Origin of the sequence: Pseudomonas migulae NBRC 103157 (genome assembly GCF_002091715.1) — a bacterium.
GTDB classification, from domain to species: domain Bacteria; phylum Pseudomonadota; class Gammaproteobacteria; order Pseudomonadales; family Pseudomonadaceae; genus Aquipseudomonas; species Aquipseudomonas migulae_A.
This window is the reverse complement of record NZ_BDAG01000002.1, coordinates 1-14,120: the sequence shown is the minus strand read 5'-3', so window position 1 is coordinate 14,120 and position 14,120 is coordinate 1. Positions and strand designations below refer to the sequence as shown.

The 14,120-nt window shown below is 60.4% G+C and carries 15 protein-coding genes; 12 read left to right on the top strand and 3 right to left on the bottom strand.

The genetic code is table 11. The features are described from left to right. Nucleotides 1–66 precede the first annotated feature (66 nt). The gene (locus PMI01S_RS02245) at nucleotides 67–999 is read right to left on the bottom strand and encodes a GntR family transcriptional regulator (RefSeq protein WP_084317829.1); all 933 of its coding nucleotides are present in this window, start codon (nucleotides 997–999) and stop codon (nucleotides 67–69) included. 194 nt (nucleotides 1,000–1,193) lie between these two features. Between PMI01S_RS02245 and PMI01S_RS02240 the strand changes: the two genes are divergently transcribed. The 11 genes from PMI01S_RS02240 to PMI01S_RS02190 all read left to right on the top strand — a co-directional run bounded on the left by PMI01S_RS02240 (nucleotide 1,194) and on the right by PMI01S_RS02190 (nucleotide 12,357). After that, the gene (locus PMI01S_RS02240; RefSeq protein ID WP_084317828.1) at nucleotides 1,194–2,249 is read left to right on the top strand and encodes a polyamine ABC transporter substrate-binding protein; all 1,056 of its coding nucleotides are present in this window, start codon (nucleotides 1,194–1,196) and stop codon (nucleotides 2,247–2,249) included. Nucleotides 2,250–2,346: 97 nt separating this feature from the next. Further along, complete coding sequence (locus PMI01S_RS02235) at nucleotides 2,347–3,207, top strand: ABC transporter permease (RefSeq protein WP_084317827.1); 861 nt, start codon at nucleotides 2,347–2,349, stop codon at nucleotides 3,205–3,207. After that, nucleotides 3,204–4,010, top strand: a complete 807-nt coding sequence (locus PMI01S_RS02230; protein WP_084317826.1) for an ABC transporter permease — start codon at nucleotides 3,204–3,206, stop codon at nucleotides 4,008–4,010. Before PMI01S_RS02235 ends, PMI01S_RS02230 begins: the two co-directional genes overlap by 4 nt. Then, nucleotides 4,003–5,082, top strand: a complete 1,080-nt coding sequence (locus PMI01S_RS02225; protein ID WP_084317825.1) for an ABC transporter ATP-binding protein — start codon at nucleotides 4,003–4,005, stop codon at nucleotides 5,080–5,082. Before PMI01S_RS02230 ends, PMI01S_RS02225 begins: the two co-directional genes overlap by 8 nt. A 34-nt stretch (nucleotides 5,083–5,116) precedes the next feature. Next, a complete protein-coding gene (locus PMI01S_RS02220) occupies nucleotides 5,117–6,400 on the top strand; it encodes a nucleotide disphospho-sugar-binding domain-containing protein (protein WP_084317824.1) in 1,284 nt (427 codons plus the stop codon). After that, entirely contained in the window at nucleotides 6,393–6,761 is a 369-nt protein-coding gene (locus tag PMI01S_RS02215; protein WP_084317823.1) for a cupin domain-containing protein, read from the top strand. Before PMI01S_RS02220 ends, PMI01S_RS02215 begins: the two co-directional genes overlap by 8 nt. Before the next feature lie 227 nt (nucleotides 6,762–6,988). Continuing rightward, nucleotides 6,989–7,333: a cupin domain-containing protein gene (locus PMI01S_RS02210; protein ID WP_084317822.1), complete on the top strand. Its 345-nt coding sequence runs from the start codon at nucleotides 6,989–6,991 to the stop codon at nucleotides 7,331–7,333. Between the two features lie 5 nt (nucleotides 7,334–7,338). Beyond that, nucleotides 7,339–8,412 (top strand): aminoglycoside phosphotransferase family protein, encoded by a 1,074-nt coding sequence (locus PMI01S_RS02205; protein WP_084318048.1) that lies wholly within the window; start codon nucleotides 7,339–7,341, stop codon nucleotides 8,410–8,412. After that, nucleotides 8,393–9,901 (top strand): aldehyde dehydrogenase family protein, encoded by a 1,509-nt coding sequence (locus tag PMI01S_RS02200; RefSeq protein WP_084317821.1) that lies wholly within the window; start codon nucleotides 8,393–8,395, stop codon nucleotides 9,899–9,901. Before PMI01S_RS02205 ends, PMI01S_RS02200 begins: the two co-directional genes overlap by 20 nt. A gap of 18 nt (nucleotides 9,902–9,919) precedes the next feature. Next, a complete protein-coding gene (locus PMI01S_RS02195; protein WP_084317820.1) occupies nucleotides 9,920–10,867 on the top strand; it encodes an NTP transferase domain-containing protein in 948 nt (315 codons plus the stop codon). A gap of 11 nt (nucleotides 10,868–10,878) precedes the next feature. Continuing rightward, nucleotides 10,879–12,357, top strand: a complete 1,479-nt coding sequence (locus PMI01S_RS02190) for an aldehyde dehydrogenase family protein (RefSeq protein ID WP_084318047.1) — start codon at nucleotides 10,879–10,881, stop codon at nucleotides 12,355–12,357. A 65-nt stretch (nucleotides 12,358–12,422) separates the two neighbouring features. On the opposite strand, the gene PMI01S_RS02185 is transcribed toward PMI01S_RS02190, so the two are convergent. Beyond that, entirely contained in the window at nucleotides 12,423–13,190 is a 768-nt protein-coding gene (locus PMI01S_RS02185; protein WP_084317819.1) for a metallophosphoesterase, read from the bottom strand. Nucleotides 13,191–13,440: 250 nt separating this feature from the next. Next, nucleotides 13,441–13,647 (bottom strand): hypothetical protein, encoded by a 207-nt coding sequence (locus PMI01S_RS02180; RefSeq protein ID WP_084317818.1) that lies wholly within the window; start codon nucleotides 13,645–13,647, stop codon nucleotides 13,441–13,443. A gap of 235 nt (nucleotides 13,648–13,882) precedes the next feature. Between PMI01S_RS02180 and PMI01S_RS02175 the strand changes: the two genes are divergently transcribed. Further along, nucleotides 13,883–14,077, top strand: coding sequence for a hypothetical protein (locus tag PMI01S_RS02175; protein WP_084317817.1), 195 nt, complete (start codon nucleotides 13,883–13,885; stop codon nucleotides 14,075–14,077). Nucleotides 14,078–14,120 lie beyond the last annotated feature (43 nt).

Below are 14,120 nucleotides of genomic sequence, written 5' to 3'. Positions count from 1 at the left end.
GCCGTGCCTGAGATGACTGGATGCTGTCTTATTTTATAAAAAAAATCATCCTGTTTTTTGAAGTGTTCAGCGACGCCCGAACAAATGGCCCTGCGGAATCCCGCGATTGGCGGTTTGCGGGCGCTGGGCGGCGCTCAGGCGCAGGTGCAGGCGCAGCAGGTCGGCAGCGATCTCCAGTTGTCCGCGCTCGATGTGCGCAATGATTTGCAGGTGCTCGCGCAGAGCCTCCTGCAGACGATGCACGCTGACGGTCGGCAACAGATTCGGCAGGCGCCGCAGGCTCTGATGCTGCAGCAGGGCGTCGCCGATAAAGCGGTTGCCGCAGCTCTGGCCGATCAGTTCATGGAAGCTGATGTCCAGTTCGCGAAATTGCTGGGTGTCGAAGTGTTCGACCGGGCTTGAGAGCAGGGTTTGCATGGCGCTGCGCAGCAGTGCCAGGCGGTGTGGGTCGGCGTTGAAGTGCGGGCTGAGCAGCGCTTCCGGCTCCAGGATCAGGCGGAATTTGAGGCTTTCTTCGAGGGCGGCGAGGCTGTTCAGCGAGGGGCGAAACAGCCAGGACTGGCCGGGGCCGCGCTCTATCGCCTGGCTTTCGCTGAGTTGCTGCAGGGCTTTCTGCGCCGCGGGCCGGCCGATGTCGTAACGACGCATCAGCTCGCTGATGCTGATGCTGTCCCCGAGGCGCCCGGCCATGCGGTCGCGCAATACCGAGGTCGCCAGTTCTTCTTCCTCGGCTTGTGGCAAGGTCGCGTTGAAGGCCTGGCCACTCGGCGCGGCAAGCAGTCGATAGCCTTTGCCGGCTTCATGGCTCAGCAGGTTTTCTTCCAGCAGCACTTTCAGTGCGCCACGAATCAGGGTGCGAGACACCTGGAAGGTGCGCGACAGCGCTTGCTCGGCAACCGGGTCGCCGGCCACCAGCCCGGTTTCCTGGGTGTGTTCCAGAATACGCCGGGCGAGTTCCAGATGATTGGTGCGAGGTTTTTTCTCGGGTGTTGTGCTCAAGCGTCTTATCTCTTTTGGTCGCTTTGGACTCAGGTGCTCATCTTATGCCATGCGCCGCTGAGTCGTCAGGCACGAAAAAAGCGTTGACAACTTTTATTGCTGGTCCTAATTTCTAAAAAAAAACACGTGCAACCGTTTCTCTTTTCGCCGTACTGCCTTCGAACACAACAATAATCAATCGTCGGGTGAGTATTATGAGAAAGCTGAAAGGCCTTATGTGTCTGGGATTGAGCGTTTCCCTGGCGATCGCTTCACAGGCCGCAAGTGCAAAAGACATGGTGATTTCCATCTGGGACGGCTACATGGCCCCGGATGCGCTGGACAAGTTCAAAGCGGCCAGCGGCGTTGACGTCGACAAGGCGTTGCACGCGACCAATGAAGAAATCATGGGCAAGCTCATGGCGTCTGGCGGTGAAGGCTATGACGTTGTGTTTGTCTCCTCTCCCTTTGCCGAAGTCCTGCACAAGCAAGGTCTGCTGGCCGACATCGATCCCGTCAAAGTCCCCAACCTGAAAAACCTCTACCCTGAAGCCACTCAGCTGGAATATGACCCGGGCAACCATTTTTCGGTGCCATACACCTGGGGCACCACCGGGATCTGCTACCGCTCCGACAAGGTCACGCCGGCGCCGGTGAGCTGGAATGAATTGCTCAACCCGAGCGATGCGCTCAAAGGCAAAGTGACGATGCTCGCCACCGACCGCTGGATGCTCGGCGCCGGGTTCCTGGCCAAGGGCTGGTCGGTCAACGACAACGATCCCAAGCAGATCGCCGCAGTGCGCGATCAGTTGATCGCTACCAAGAAACGCATCCTCGCGTTCGACGACACCACCTTCTACTCCAAGCTCGCGTCCGGCGAATCGATGATGGCGCACGCGTGGGATGGCTGGTGCAACTACGGCACCCAAGCCAATGCGGCGATTAAATTTGTCGTGCCCAAGGAAGGTTCCGATCTATGGGTGGACACCATGGTCGTGCTGAAAAGCTCGAAGCATCAGGAGGAGGCGTTCAAGTTCGTCAACTTCATGCTCGCCAGGGAAAACCATGCCTGGGTGGCGGAAAACATCCTCTACAAAGTCCCGAACCAGGCCGCAATGGCCGGTTTGTCCGCTGACCTGCTCAAGCAATACCCCAACCTGACGATCGCCCCGAGCGAACTGTTGAAGATGGAGCAATTGCGCGATCTGGGCGGCACCACGCAAAAGGCCTACACCCGGGCTGTCACCGAAATCATGGCGGCACAGAACTAAGTCCCGCCAAACGTAAGCCGCATCGATCCGGGGCATGCCCGTCATGCCTCGCCACGCTCGCAAGCCGCCTTCGTTCCGGGGCGGGAGGATATGGGTAATGAGTGCTTTGCATGCTGACAGGCGTCTGTCGGCCTGGCTTCTTGCGCCCGGCTTTGGCTGGCTGCTGATATTTCTGGTGGTGCCGTGCGTTCTGGTATTGGTCTACAGCTTCGTCGAGCGCGGTGCTTACGGCGGCATCGACTGGCTGTTTACCTGGGAAAACTACCAGCGCGCATTCGATCCGCTGTACCTCGGCATCCTGCTCAAATCGGCAAAAATCGCCGGGCTGGCGACGCTGTTTGCGGTGCTGATCGGCTACCCGGCGGCCTACGCGATTGCCCGTGCACCACGGCGCCACCAAGCGGTGTTCCTGTTTTTGGTGATGCTGCCGTTCTGGAGCAACTACCTGATCCGTACTTATGCCTGGATCGTCCTGCTCAATCGCGAAGGCCTGATCAACCGGATGCTGCAGATGTTCGGCTACAGCGGCGAACCGATCAGCCTGCTGTACACCGAGGCGTCGGTAGTGCTTGGGCTGGTCTACAACTACATCCCGTTTGTGATCCTGGCGATTTTCTCTTCGCTGTCACGCATCAACAACGAACTCTGGGACGCCTCGAAAGACCTCGGCGCTTCGGGCTGGATGACCTTTCGCCGGATCATCCTGCCGCTGAGCGTGCCCGGTGTCGCCGCCGGTGCCGTGTTTGTCTTCGTCCTGAGCATCGGCAACTTCATCACGGCCGACCTGTTGGGCGGCAAACAAGTGCAGATGGTCGGCAACCTGATCTACTCGCAATTCCTCACGGCGCGGGACTGGCCGTTCGGTGCCGCACTGAGTTTCTTCCTGATCGCCATCATGCTGATCCTGTTGTTCGTCCAGGCTTTGGTGGCCCGTCGTGCAGAAGGGGGCCGCGCATGAGCCAGTCTCGTTCGCTGGGCGGCACCGCACTCAATACGCACCTGTGGCTGGTGTATGCCTTCCTTTATGTGCCGATCCTGGTGTTGATCCTGCTGTCGTTCAACAAGTCCGGATTGCCGACGGCCTGGGGCGGCGTATCGCTGAAATGGTACGTGTCGCTGGCGCATAACTCGGCGATTTTGTCGGCGGCGCTCAACACCCTGATCGTCGCGCTGTCGGCGACCTTCATTGCCTGCGTGCTCGGGACATTCCTCGCGCTGGGCATCGAATTGCGTCGCAAGGACAACGACAAGGGGCAGGTGGTCGACACCTTGTTGATGGCGCCGATGATCATTCCCGACATCGTCCTGGCGATTGCGCTGCTGAGCTTTTTCAACCTGCTCAAGGTCGGGCTCGGCTTGCACTCGATCATCATCAGCCATGCCGTGTTCAACATCGCCTTCGTCTGCGCGGTGGTGCGCACGCGGCTCAAACACTTCGACTATTCGATTCTCGAAGCCTCGATCGACCTCGGTGCGAGTTGGTTCACCACGTTTCGCCGGGTGCTGTTGCCGGCGATTTTTCCCGGCGTGCTGGCGGGTGGTTTGCTCTCGTTCACGCTGTCGGTGGACGAATTCATCATCGCGTTTTTCAACTCCGGTTCCGGCCGGGCTTCCACGACGTTGCCGATGCAGATCTACGCCATGATCCGTTTTGGCGTCACCCCGGAAATCAATGCCCTGGCGACGCTGGTGATGCTGGTCAGCATCACCGCGCTGCTGGCTTCGCAGCGTCTCAACAAGGCTCCTCGCACCCATGAATAATTCATCTGCGGTACTGATCCTGGACAAGGTCAGCAAGTCTTATGGCAACGGTCTGGCGGTCGACGAGGTGTCGCTGAACATCCGCGAGAACGAGTTCTTTGCGCTGCTGGGGCCGTCCGGCTGCGGCAAGACCACGCTGTTGCGCATGCTCGCCGGTTTCGAAACCCCCAGCGCCGGCTGCATTTATCTGGATGGCAAAGACATCTCGCCGCTGCCGGCCAACAAGCGTCCGTTGAACCTGATGTTCCAGTCTTATGCGCTGTTTCCCAACATGACCGTGCGCAAGAACATTGCTTACGGGTTGGAAATGGAGCGCTTGCCCGAGGCAGAAATCCGTCGCCGGGTCGATGAAGTGCTGAGCACCGCACAGCTCGGTGAACTGGCCGAGCGCAAGCCGGATCAGCTCTCCGGTGGTCAGCGCCAACGTGTTGCGCTGGCGCGGGCGCTGGTCAAGCGTCCGCGGGTGTTGCTGCTCGATGAGCCGTTGGGGGCACTCGACAAAAAGCTCCGGGAAAAGATGCAGCTCGAACTCAAGCGCCTGCAACTGGAGAGCGGCATCACCTTCATCATCGTCACCCACGACCAGGAAGAAGCGTTGGTGATGTCGGACCGCATGGCGGTGCTCGACGGCGGCAAGGTCTGTCAGTGCGGCAGCCCCACCGAACTTTACGAAAACCCCAACAGCCGCTTTGTCGCCAACTTCATCGGCGTCAGCAATCTGTTTGAAGGCGTGCGTTCGGGTCAGCACACAGTGCGCGTCAACGGTCAGGAGCTGGCTGTCGAGACCGACGCGCCGCTGGTGCCGGGTCAAAAGGTCGCCGTCGTCGTGCGCCCGGAACGTCTACAGGTGCTCACGGAGGAGCACGAGACGTGTGCCAATCAGGTTACCGGAAACATCGTCGAAATCGCCTATCACGGTCTCGACACCAACCTGCATGTACAGACGGCGCTCAGCGACAAGGCGTTGATCGTCCGGGTGCCGTCCTCGCAATTCGAATTTGCGCATTTTGCTATCGGTATGAGCGTCCGTCTCGGCTGGCAGGCTCGCCACGCCCGTGTATTGACGCGTTGAACAATAAAAAGAGACCAGGCAGGAGTACCGCTCGATGAAACAGAAAGTGATCGCCTTCTTTCCGGAAGCCGCTTATGGCCCGGCACTGAACTCAGTCGGCATCGCCCAGGCGTGCGAAGCCCTCGGCCACAAGGCGGTTTTCCTCACCGACCCCGGCATGAGCGGCGTGTATGCCGGCTACGGTTTTGAAGAACACATGGTCAACATGTCGGCGCCGATGCCCGCTGAGGAAATGGCCCGCTACTGGGTCGATTTCATCAACGGCCACATTCCCAACTTTCGCAAAACCCCGCTGGATCAAATCGACAACTACGTGAAGGAATGCTGGGCCGCCATCGTCGACACGGCCAAGTGGGCGCAGAAGGATTTGCCGGCGGTGCTGGACAAGGTCAAACCCGACCTGATCTGCGTCGACAACGTGATCCTGTTTCCTGCGATCAAGCAATACGGCAAGCCTTGGGTGCGGATCATTTCCTGCTCGGAAAACGAGATCGAAGACCCGGATATCCCGCCGCACCTGTCGGGGATGAGCGTTCACGACAAGGCCGGTCACGCGCAATTTCGCCAACGTTTTGAAGAAGTGGTCGGGCCGATTCATGAAGACTTCAACCAGTTCCTGCAAGCCCATGGCGAGCAACCGTATCCGCTCGGCACCTTCTTCGAAGCCTCACCGTACATGAACCTGCTGCTGTACCCGGACGCGGTCAAGTTCGAGCGCCGCCACCCGTTGCCGGCCGAGCGCTTTCACTACCTGCAAGGTTGCGTTCGCCACGATACGGCCTACGACATTCCCGAGTTTCGCGCCAACAACGACAAACCGTTGCTCTACGTCAGTTTCGGTAGCCTCGGTTCGGGCGACGTCGATCTGCTCCAGCGTCTGATCACCGCCGTTGGCAAGTTGCCTTACCGCGCATTGTTCAATGTCGGCGAGCACCTCGATGAATACCCGGACCTGCCCGACAACGTGCTGATCTCCAACTGGTTCCCGCAGCCGTCGGTGATTGCCCAGGTCGATGCGGTGATCCATCACGGCGGCAACAACAGCTTCACCGAGTGCCTGTTTTTCGGTAAGCCGGCGATCGTCATGTCCTACGTCTGGGACGGTCACGACAACGCCATGCGCGCCGAAGAAAGCGGTCACGGGTTCAAGCTCGATCGCTACGAGTGGAGCGAAGCACAGCTCGCGGAAAAGCTCGCGGCGTGCCTCAACGACGAGGCGATGCGCCAACGTCTGCAACGCACCAGCGCGCAGATGCAATCACGCAAAGGTCCGGCGGACGCGGCCGCCATTCTCGACAAGGTGCTGAACAATGCCTGAGCAAAACACCACGGCGGGTATCACGCCGTACCTCGAAGCCGTCAGCAGTCGCACCGATCTGGTGGACTGGGGCGTGCAGAGCGACGCCGTCGAAGGCGCCTCGCATTCCAGCGGCCGGTTGCTGTTCAAAGGTCCGAATAACAGTCCGGAAACCGGGCTCTGGGTCTGCACGCCTGGGCGCTGGCGACTGTCGATTCCCCGTGACGAGCTGTGTCACTTCATTGCCGGCATCGCCACTTACCGCAATGACAACGGCGAGGTGATCGAGATTCGTCCGAACACCCTGGTGCTGTTCCCGGCCGGCTGGACCGGCGAATGCCACGTCCGGGAAACCCTGCGCAACGTTTACATGCTGGCCTGAACCCGATGCCGATCAACTGAAAAAACGACAATTACTGTAGGAGCCGGCTTGCTGGCGATAGCGGTGTAACAGTCGACACAAGTGTCACCTGAACCACTACCTGTAGGAGCGAGCTTGCTCGCGAAAAACGTCAATACAACGCGGTCATCCAGACAGTACGCGTCATCGTTGACGTCCATCGCGAGCAAGCTCGCTCCTACAGAATCTCAATTTTTTGGAGAGCAACAATGACTACCCCGTTTCTGTACGACCCGCTGAGCATCACTGACGTCAAGGATTGGGGCGTGATCCCGACCATGCTGGAAGGTGAATCCCGTGTTTCCGGCGTGGTGCTGCACAAAGGCCCCGAAGGCCAGTCCGAGTGTGGTGTATGGATCTGCACGCCGGGCAAATGGTTCTGCCACGTCACCAGCGACGAGTTCTGCCATTTCCTCGAAGGCCGCTGCACCTACGTCCACGAATCCGGCGAAGTGATCGAGATCAAGCCCGACACCGCAGCCTTTTTTCGCAAGGACTGGAAAGGCGTGTGCACCGTCCATGAGACGGTGAAAAAGGTCTACATGATCCGGTGAATGCCATGACTGAGACACGTGCGTCAACGCCAACCCGCGAGGACCAGCGCGCAGCCTTTCTGGCGCGTGCCGGCTTCGCCGAGGCACAACTGATCGCGCTGCCGGCGGATGCCTCGACCCGGCGCTATTTCCGCTTGGACGGTGAAGGCCTGTTGCTGATGGATTCGCCCCCGCACAGCGAGCCGATCGGTCCGTTTGTCCACGTTGCCCGGCACTTGCACGGACTGGGGCTTTCCGCGCCGGCCTTACTGCAGGTCGACGAGGCGGCGGGGCTGGCGTTGATCGAGGATTTCGGTCACGACACCTACACCCGACTACTCGCAGCCGGGTATCCGGAAGCGGCGCTGTATCGCTTGGCGATCGACGCGCTGGTGGCGTTGCACCGTGCGCCATCGACGACGGAAATGGCGCCTTACGACGCCCGGCAACTGAGTGACGAGTGTGCGCTGTTTATCGATTGGTACGTGCCGTTGCTGATTGGCAAGGAGGCGGCGCTGGAGCTGCGTGAGTCCTACCTGGCGCTGTTCGCCGAGGCTTGCCGCGATGTCGCGCAACGTCGCGAAGCGCTGGTGTTGCGTGACTTCCACGTCGACAACCTGATGCTGCTCGAAGGCCGCGAAGGCGTTGCGGCCTGCGGCCTGCTGGATTTTCAGGACGCACTGATCGGTGCGGCGGCGTACGACTTGATGTCGTTGCTCGAAGACGCACGCCGTGACGTGTCCGAAGCGTTGCGCGTGGCGCTGCTGACGCACTACCTGATGCAGCGCCCGGAGCTTGATGCACCGCGTTTTCTCGAGGATTACCGGCGGCTGGCCGCTCAGCGTCACGCCAAGGTGCTGGGGATTTTTGTGCGCCTGGCGGGCCGCGATGGCAAGCACGGTTACCTGGCGCATTTGCCGCGCACCCTGGGTTTGTTTGTCCGGGCGCTGGAGGCCGAGGCCTTTGCACCGCTGCGCGCCTGGCTCAACGGGCATGTGCCGGGCTGGCGCGATGAGCTGCCGCCCGCGACTCTCGCAGCTTTGCGCGAGACCCCTTATCGATTGGTTCAAGGATCACCCCATGGCCACGTTCAACACTGACACTGCACTGCGTTTTATCAACTCTGAATACCTGCCGCTGACGAATGCCCGCGCGCGCGAAGTGCTCGACCCTGCAACGCTGCAACCTGTCGGGCAGGTCGGCCTGTGCGGCGAAGCGGACGTGCAGGCCGCCGTCGATGCCGCCACTGCCGCGCAGAAACAGTGGCGGCTGATCGACGCGAAAAGCCGCGCCGCACTTTTGCACGCGCTGGCCAACGCCATTGAACAAGACGTCGCCTGCAACCGTGAAGTAGCACGGTTGATGACCCTGGAAATGGGCAAGCCGTTTCCCGAAGCCATGGGCGAACTGGCCAACTGCGCGCCGATCTTTCGCTACTACGCGGAAATGGCCCGTGACGATGCCGGCAAGGTTGCCGGCACCACGCAGATCGGCTCGTTCCAGCATGTGCGCTATGAGCCGTATGGCGTCAGCGTGCACATCATGCCGTTCAACTTTCCGATCCTGTTGATGTGCTGGACGGTCGCTGCCTCGTTGGCCGCGGGCAATGCCTGCATCGTCAAACCGGCGGAAGCCACGACCCTGTGCACGCTCAAATTCATGGAGCATTTCACCTCGTTGCTGCCGGGGCTGGTGTCTTGTGTGCCGGGCGATGCGGTGACGGCGCAGTTGCTGGTGAAGTCGACCGGCACTCACGCGGTCGCCTTTACCGGCAGCGTGGCGGCCGGCAAAGCGGTGGCAGTGGCGTGTGCCGAACAGATGAAACCGTGCGTGATCGAGGCCGGTGGCAGTGACCCGCTGATCATCTCCAGACATGCGCCGCTGGACGTCGCGGCGGCAGGGGCGGTGACCGCCGCATTTCACCTGAGCGGGCAGATTTGCACCTCGGCTGAGCGCTTCTACGTGGTCGATGAGATCCACGATGAGTTCGTCGCTAAGTTCGCCGAACGCACCCGTGCCTTGCGCATCGGTCATGGTCTGGAGCGTACGGAAATCGGGCCGATGGTCAGCGAAGCCGCGCGCAATAAAGTCATGCGCCTGGTCGACGACGCCCTGGCCAAAGGCGCGACGCTGGTCTGCGGTGGGCGGATTCCGCCACAGCACAGCGTGGGCTGGTTCTATGAGCCGACCATCCTCACCGGTGTGACCGCTGACATGGCGATTCTCCAGGAAGAGTGTTTCGGCCCCGTCGCGGCGATCTGCCGTGTCAGTGATTTCGACGAAGCGGTGCGGCTGGCCAATGATTCACCGTTCGGTCTGGGCGCCTCACTGTTTTCCACCGACCTTGCCGAAGCCATGGAGGCTGCCGAGCGTCTCGAAGCCGGAATGGTCTGGGTCAACAACCCACTGATCGACAACGATGCGTTGCCGTTTGGCGGCTGGAAGATGTCCGGCCTGGGACGCGAACTCGGACGTCAGGGCCTTGAAGCGTTCCGGCGCTCGAAAATGGTCATCATCGATCACCAGCCGAAAATTCAGGACTGGTGGTATCCGTATGCCGACGACGTGTTCTATCGCGATCAGGCTTGACTCATTGGGAGGGTCGCAATGAGCGACAACATTTCCTGGCCGACCCTGGCGGTGATTCTCGCTGCCGGGCAGGGCACCCGCATGCGTTCGCAGCTGCCGAAAGTCATGCACCCGGTGGGTAATCGGCCGCTGCTCGGCCATGTACTGGCGGCGGTCGAGGCGGCGGCTATCGATCAATGTGCGGTGGTGTTGGGCGCAGGCAGTCGGGTGGTTGCCGATTACTTGAAACAGGCAGCGCCGGCTGCGCGGACGTTTACCCAGCAAGCGCAGTTGGGCACGGCCCATGCGCTGCTTGCCGCCCGGCCCGCGTTGCAGGCCCATGAACAGGGTTGCGTGCTGGTGCTGTTTGGCGATTCACCCTTGATCAGCGCGCAGACCTTGTTACGACTGCGTCAGGCACTGATCGACGGTGCCGCCGTGGCGGTCGCGGGATTTCACACCGCACAGCCGGGGCCTTACGGACGATTGCTGGTGGAGGAGGGCCGCTTGCTGGCCATTCGCGAAGCCAGGGACGCCAGCCCGCAAGAGCTTGAGGTCAACTTCTGCAATGGTGGCGTCATGGGTTTGCGTGCCGACACTTGTCTGTGGCTGCTGGACCGGATCGGCAACCAGAATGCGCAAGGCGAGTTTTACCTCACCGATGCCGTGGCAGTGGCCAACAGCGCCAGCCTGCCGGTCACGGCGGTGGAAGTGGATGAAGACGACGTGCTCGGGGTCAATGATCGCGAGCAATTGCATGAGGCCGAGCAGCGTTTCCAGCAGCGTCGACGCCGTTCAGTCATGCAGTCCGGTGTCAGCCTGGTGGCGGCGGACACGGTGTTTTTCAGTGCCGATACGCAACTGGCCACGGACGTGCACATTGAGCCTTGCGTGGTGTTCGGGCCGGGGGGTGAGCGTGGGCAGCGGGGTGCGGGTGGATGCGTTCAGTCGCCTGGAAAATGTTCGGCTGGAGCAGCCGGTGAATGAAGGAGTTTGTCATGCGTGACTATCAACGGCTGTACATCGGCGGCGAGTGGATCGCGCCAGTGCAGCGTGGTGTTTTCCAGACGTTTGACCCGAGCGATGAATCGGTGCTGGCACAGGTCGCTGCCGCCACGGTGGAGGACATCGACCTGGCCGTCGCCGCCGCGCGCAAGGCGTTCGACGAAGGTGACTGGCCGCGCTGGACGGGGGCGCAGCGAGCGCAGGTCCTGCGGCGAATCGCTGACGGCATTCGTGCGCGTCAGGACGAACTGGCCGCCATCGAAGTGCGCGACAACGGCAAGCCCCTGCCGGAAGCGCAGTGGGACATCGCCGACACCGCGGGTTGTTTCGATTTCTATGCCGGGCTCGCCGAAGGCGCGGACCAGCACAGCGAGCGGTCGATCAGCGTGCCCGATGAGCGCTTCCATTCTTCGGTGATCAAGGAACCGGTCGGCGTGGTCGCCGCGATCATCCCCTGGAATTTCCCGATGCTGATGGCGTCGTGGAAAGTCGCTCCGGCGCTGGCGGCGGGCTGCACGGTGGTGCTCAAACCGTCGGAACTGACGCCGCTGACTGCTCTTGAATTGGCAACGATTGCCGATCAGGCCGGCTTGCCCGCCGGGGTGTTGAACGTGGTCAGCGGACTGGGGCGTGAGGCCGGTGCGCCGCTGGCCGAGCACCCGGACGTCGACAAGATCGCCTTCACCGGCAGCGTGCCGACCGGGCGCAAGATCATGCAAGCGGCGGCGGCCGAGATCAAAAACATCAGCCTGGAACTGGGCGGTAAATCGCCGTTCGTGATCTTCGCCGACAGTGACCTCGACGCGGCGGTGGAGTGGATTCTGTTCGGGATTTTCTGGAACCAGGGCCAGGTCTGTTCAGCCACGTCTCGAGTATTGGTGGAGCGTGCCTTGTATCCGGCACTGTTGGAGCGTCTGATCGAAGCCACCGAGCAAATCCATATTGGCCAAGGCTTTACCGAGGGTGTGAAACTCGGGCCACTGGTCAGTCAGGGGCAATTGGACAAGGTGCTCGACGCCATTGCGACCGGTCAGCAAGAGGGCGCGCGGCTGGTGTCCGGCGGAACACGTCCGGCCCATCTGCAGAAGGGTTATTACCTGACCCCGGCGATATTCGCCGATGTGCCGGAGCACAGTACGGTGTGGCGCGAGGAGATCTTCGGCCCGGTGGTCTGCCTGCGTGCCTTCGACAGCGAAGCCGAAGCGATTCGCCTGGCCAACGATTCGCCCTTTGGTCTGGCGGCCGCGGTCATGTCCCGCGATATCCCGCGTTGTGAACGCGTGGCCCGACGCTTTCGCGCCGGGATCGTCTGGGTCAACTGCTCGCAACCGACTTTTGTCGAGGCCCCTTGGGGCGGCTACAAGCAGAGTGGTATCGGGCGTGAACTGGGCGAGTGGGGCTACAACAATTACCTCGAGACCAAGCAAATCACCCGATACAACGGCGGACCCTGGGGGTGGTATTTGAACTGAAGCTTCGCAATGTCCTGCACAAAAGGCTGACGCCAACACTGTTCGATACGCTGGAGTCTGTTGCCTCAGACTGGCAGATCAATCACGTAGGCGTCAGCAAAGTCCGGGTTCTCATTGAGGCCATTTTTCGCATACCCCCGAGCGTTGCAAATGACGCGAGTGTTGCCCACCCGATAGTCAAAGCTCCCGTGGGTATGGCCATGCAGCCAAAGTGCCGGCTGCCAGATTTTGATCCGGTCTTCGAGGTCTGACACAAAGCTCGAGTTGATCGCAGAATGCGTGAAAAGCGGACTTATGCTCAGCCGTGTCGGTGCGAAATGGGAAACCACCACCGTGGGAGTGGTGTTGTCGCGGGCGAAGCAGTCGTCCAGCCAGGCGACTGTCTGTAAAAAAACAAGTTGGGAAATGGCAGGAGTGAACAGGTCTGGAAAATCCGGCGAGACTTTTATGTGGGTGAAGTCCCGGATGCTCTTCGTCGCCAGATCGATACCCAGTGCCCGATCCTCTGCGCATTCGAACAGGCGATAATCAGACCACAGGGTGCAACCGAGGAACCGCACGCCGTTGTGGACATACGCTGAACGTTCCAAAACGTGGATCTGTGTGCCTTGCGACAACCTGTTCAGGTTTTCGTAGGTGGAGATCAGGTCGCTGCCATAAAACTCGTGATTGCCTGCCACATACACGACCGGAGCAGGGCAGGATCTGGCCCACTCAATGGCCTGTGCCGGTCGGGAGATGTCCCCGGCGAGCACTACAACGTCGGCATTCACATCGGGAAAAGGCAGTACGTTGACGGACAAATGGATGTCGGACAGCAAGGCGATGCGCATTAATCAACTCCTGTCTGATTGGAATGGCGCCCATTCAACTTACCTGTTGATGGCCTCCTGCGACAAGCCTGGGGAAACCTCCCGACATCACGATAACGCCGGAAGGGAGCCGGCGCGTTTGCGAAGAAAACGCGCTTTCAATGACCAGGCGTTGTTGCTCAAGATGCATCGTATTATTGCCAGGTGCCGTGGATGCACCCCAGTGGTGGTCCTGCGTAACCACCGCGGCGGTTGGCCTTGGCCCTTTCAGTCAGAGCGTGTAGCCACCAGCGTGGACGAGGTGGTTGTCCTGTCCGGCAACGATGAGATGCATGGGCACCTTGGGTTGCTCATCCACGGAAGTGACCTCAAACCCACCCACCACCAGCGGCTGTCGCTCACACACTTCGGTCGACTCTCCCGCCAGTTTTTTCGCCATTTTCGCGTGGTTCGCTGCGATTTCATTGAGAGTTGACACGGTTACATCTCCGGTGACGGACCCAGCGTATCGCTGGCGTCCATAAGTATTGATTGATTGGCCGTCACGTCAGAATTCCGTCGTTCCGGGGCGGCTACGGCCAGCGTTTGCAAAGCTTGAGCCAGAGGTTGTTACAATTTCTTGACGGACGTTTTCAGGCGACGAATGGTGGTCGGTTGCTGGTTATGAATCGGGCGTAAACTGGCAGGGCTACTTCATCAAAAGGAGCCGCACCATGATTGCCGACCGAACGACCGCACAGACGTCTGCGGACAAAGCTGTCTGGGATCAATATTTCTGCGCTGCGCTGATTGCGGAAAGCCATCTGACGGCGCCCGTAGTAGGAGGGGCCACTCATGAGGACAGGCAGAATCTGTTGATTGAAAGAGCCAAGGCGCTCGCTGACAAAATGATGGATACCCGCCAATAAATGAAAAAGCCCGGCCTTTTGAGGTTGGGCTTTTTCATGCCTG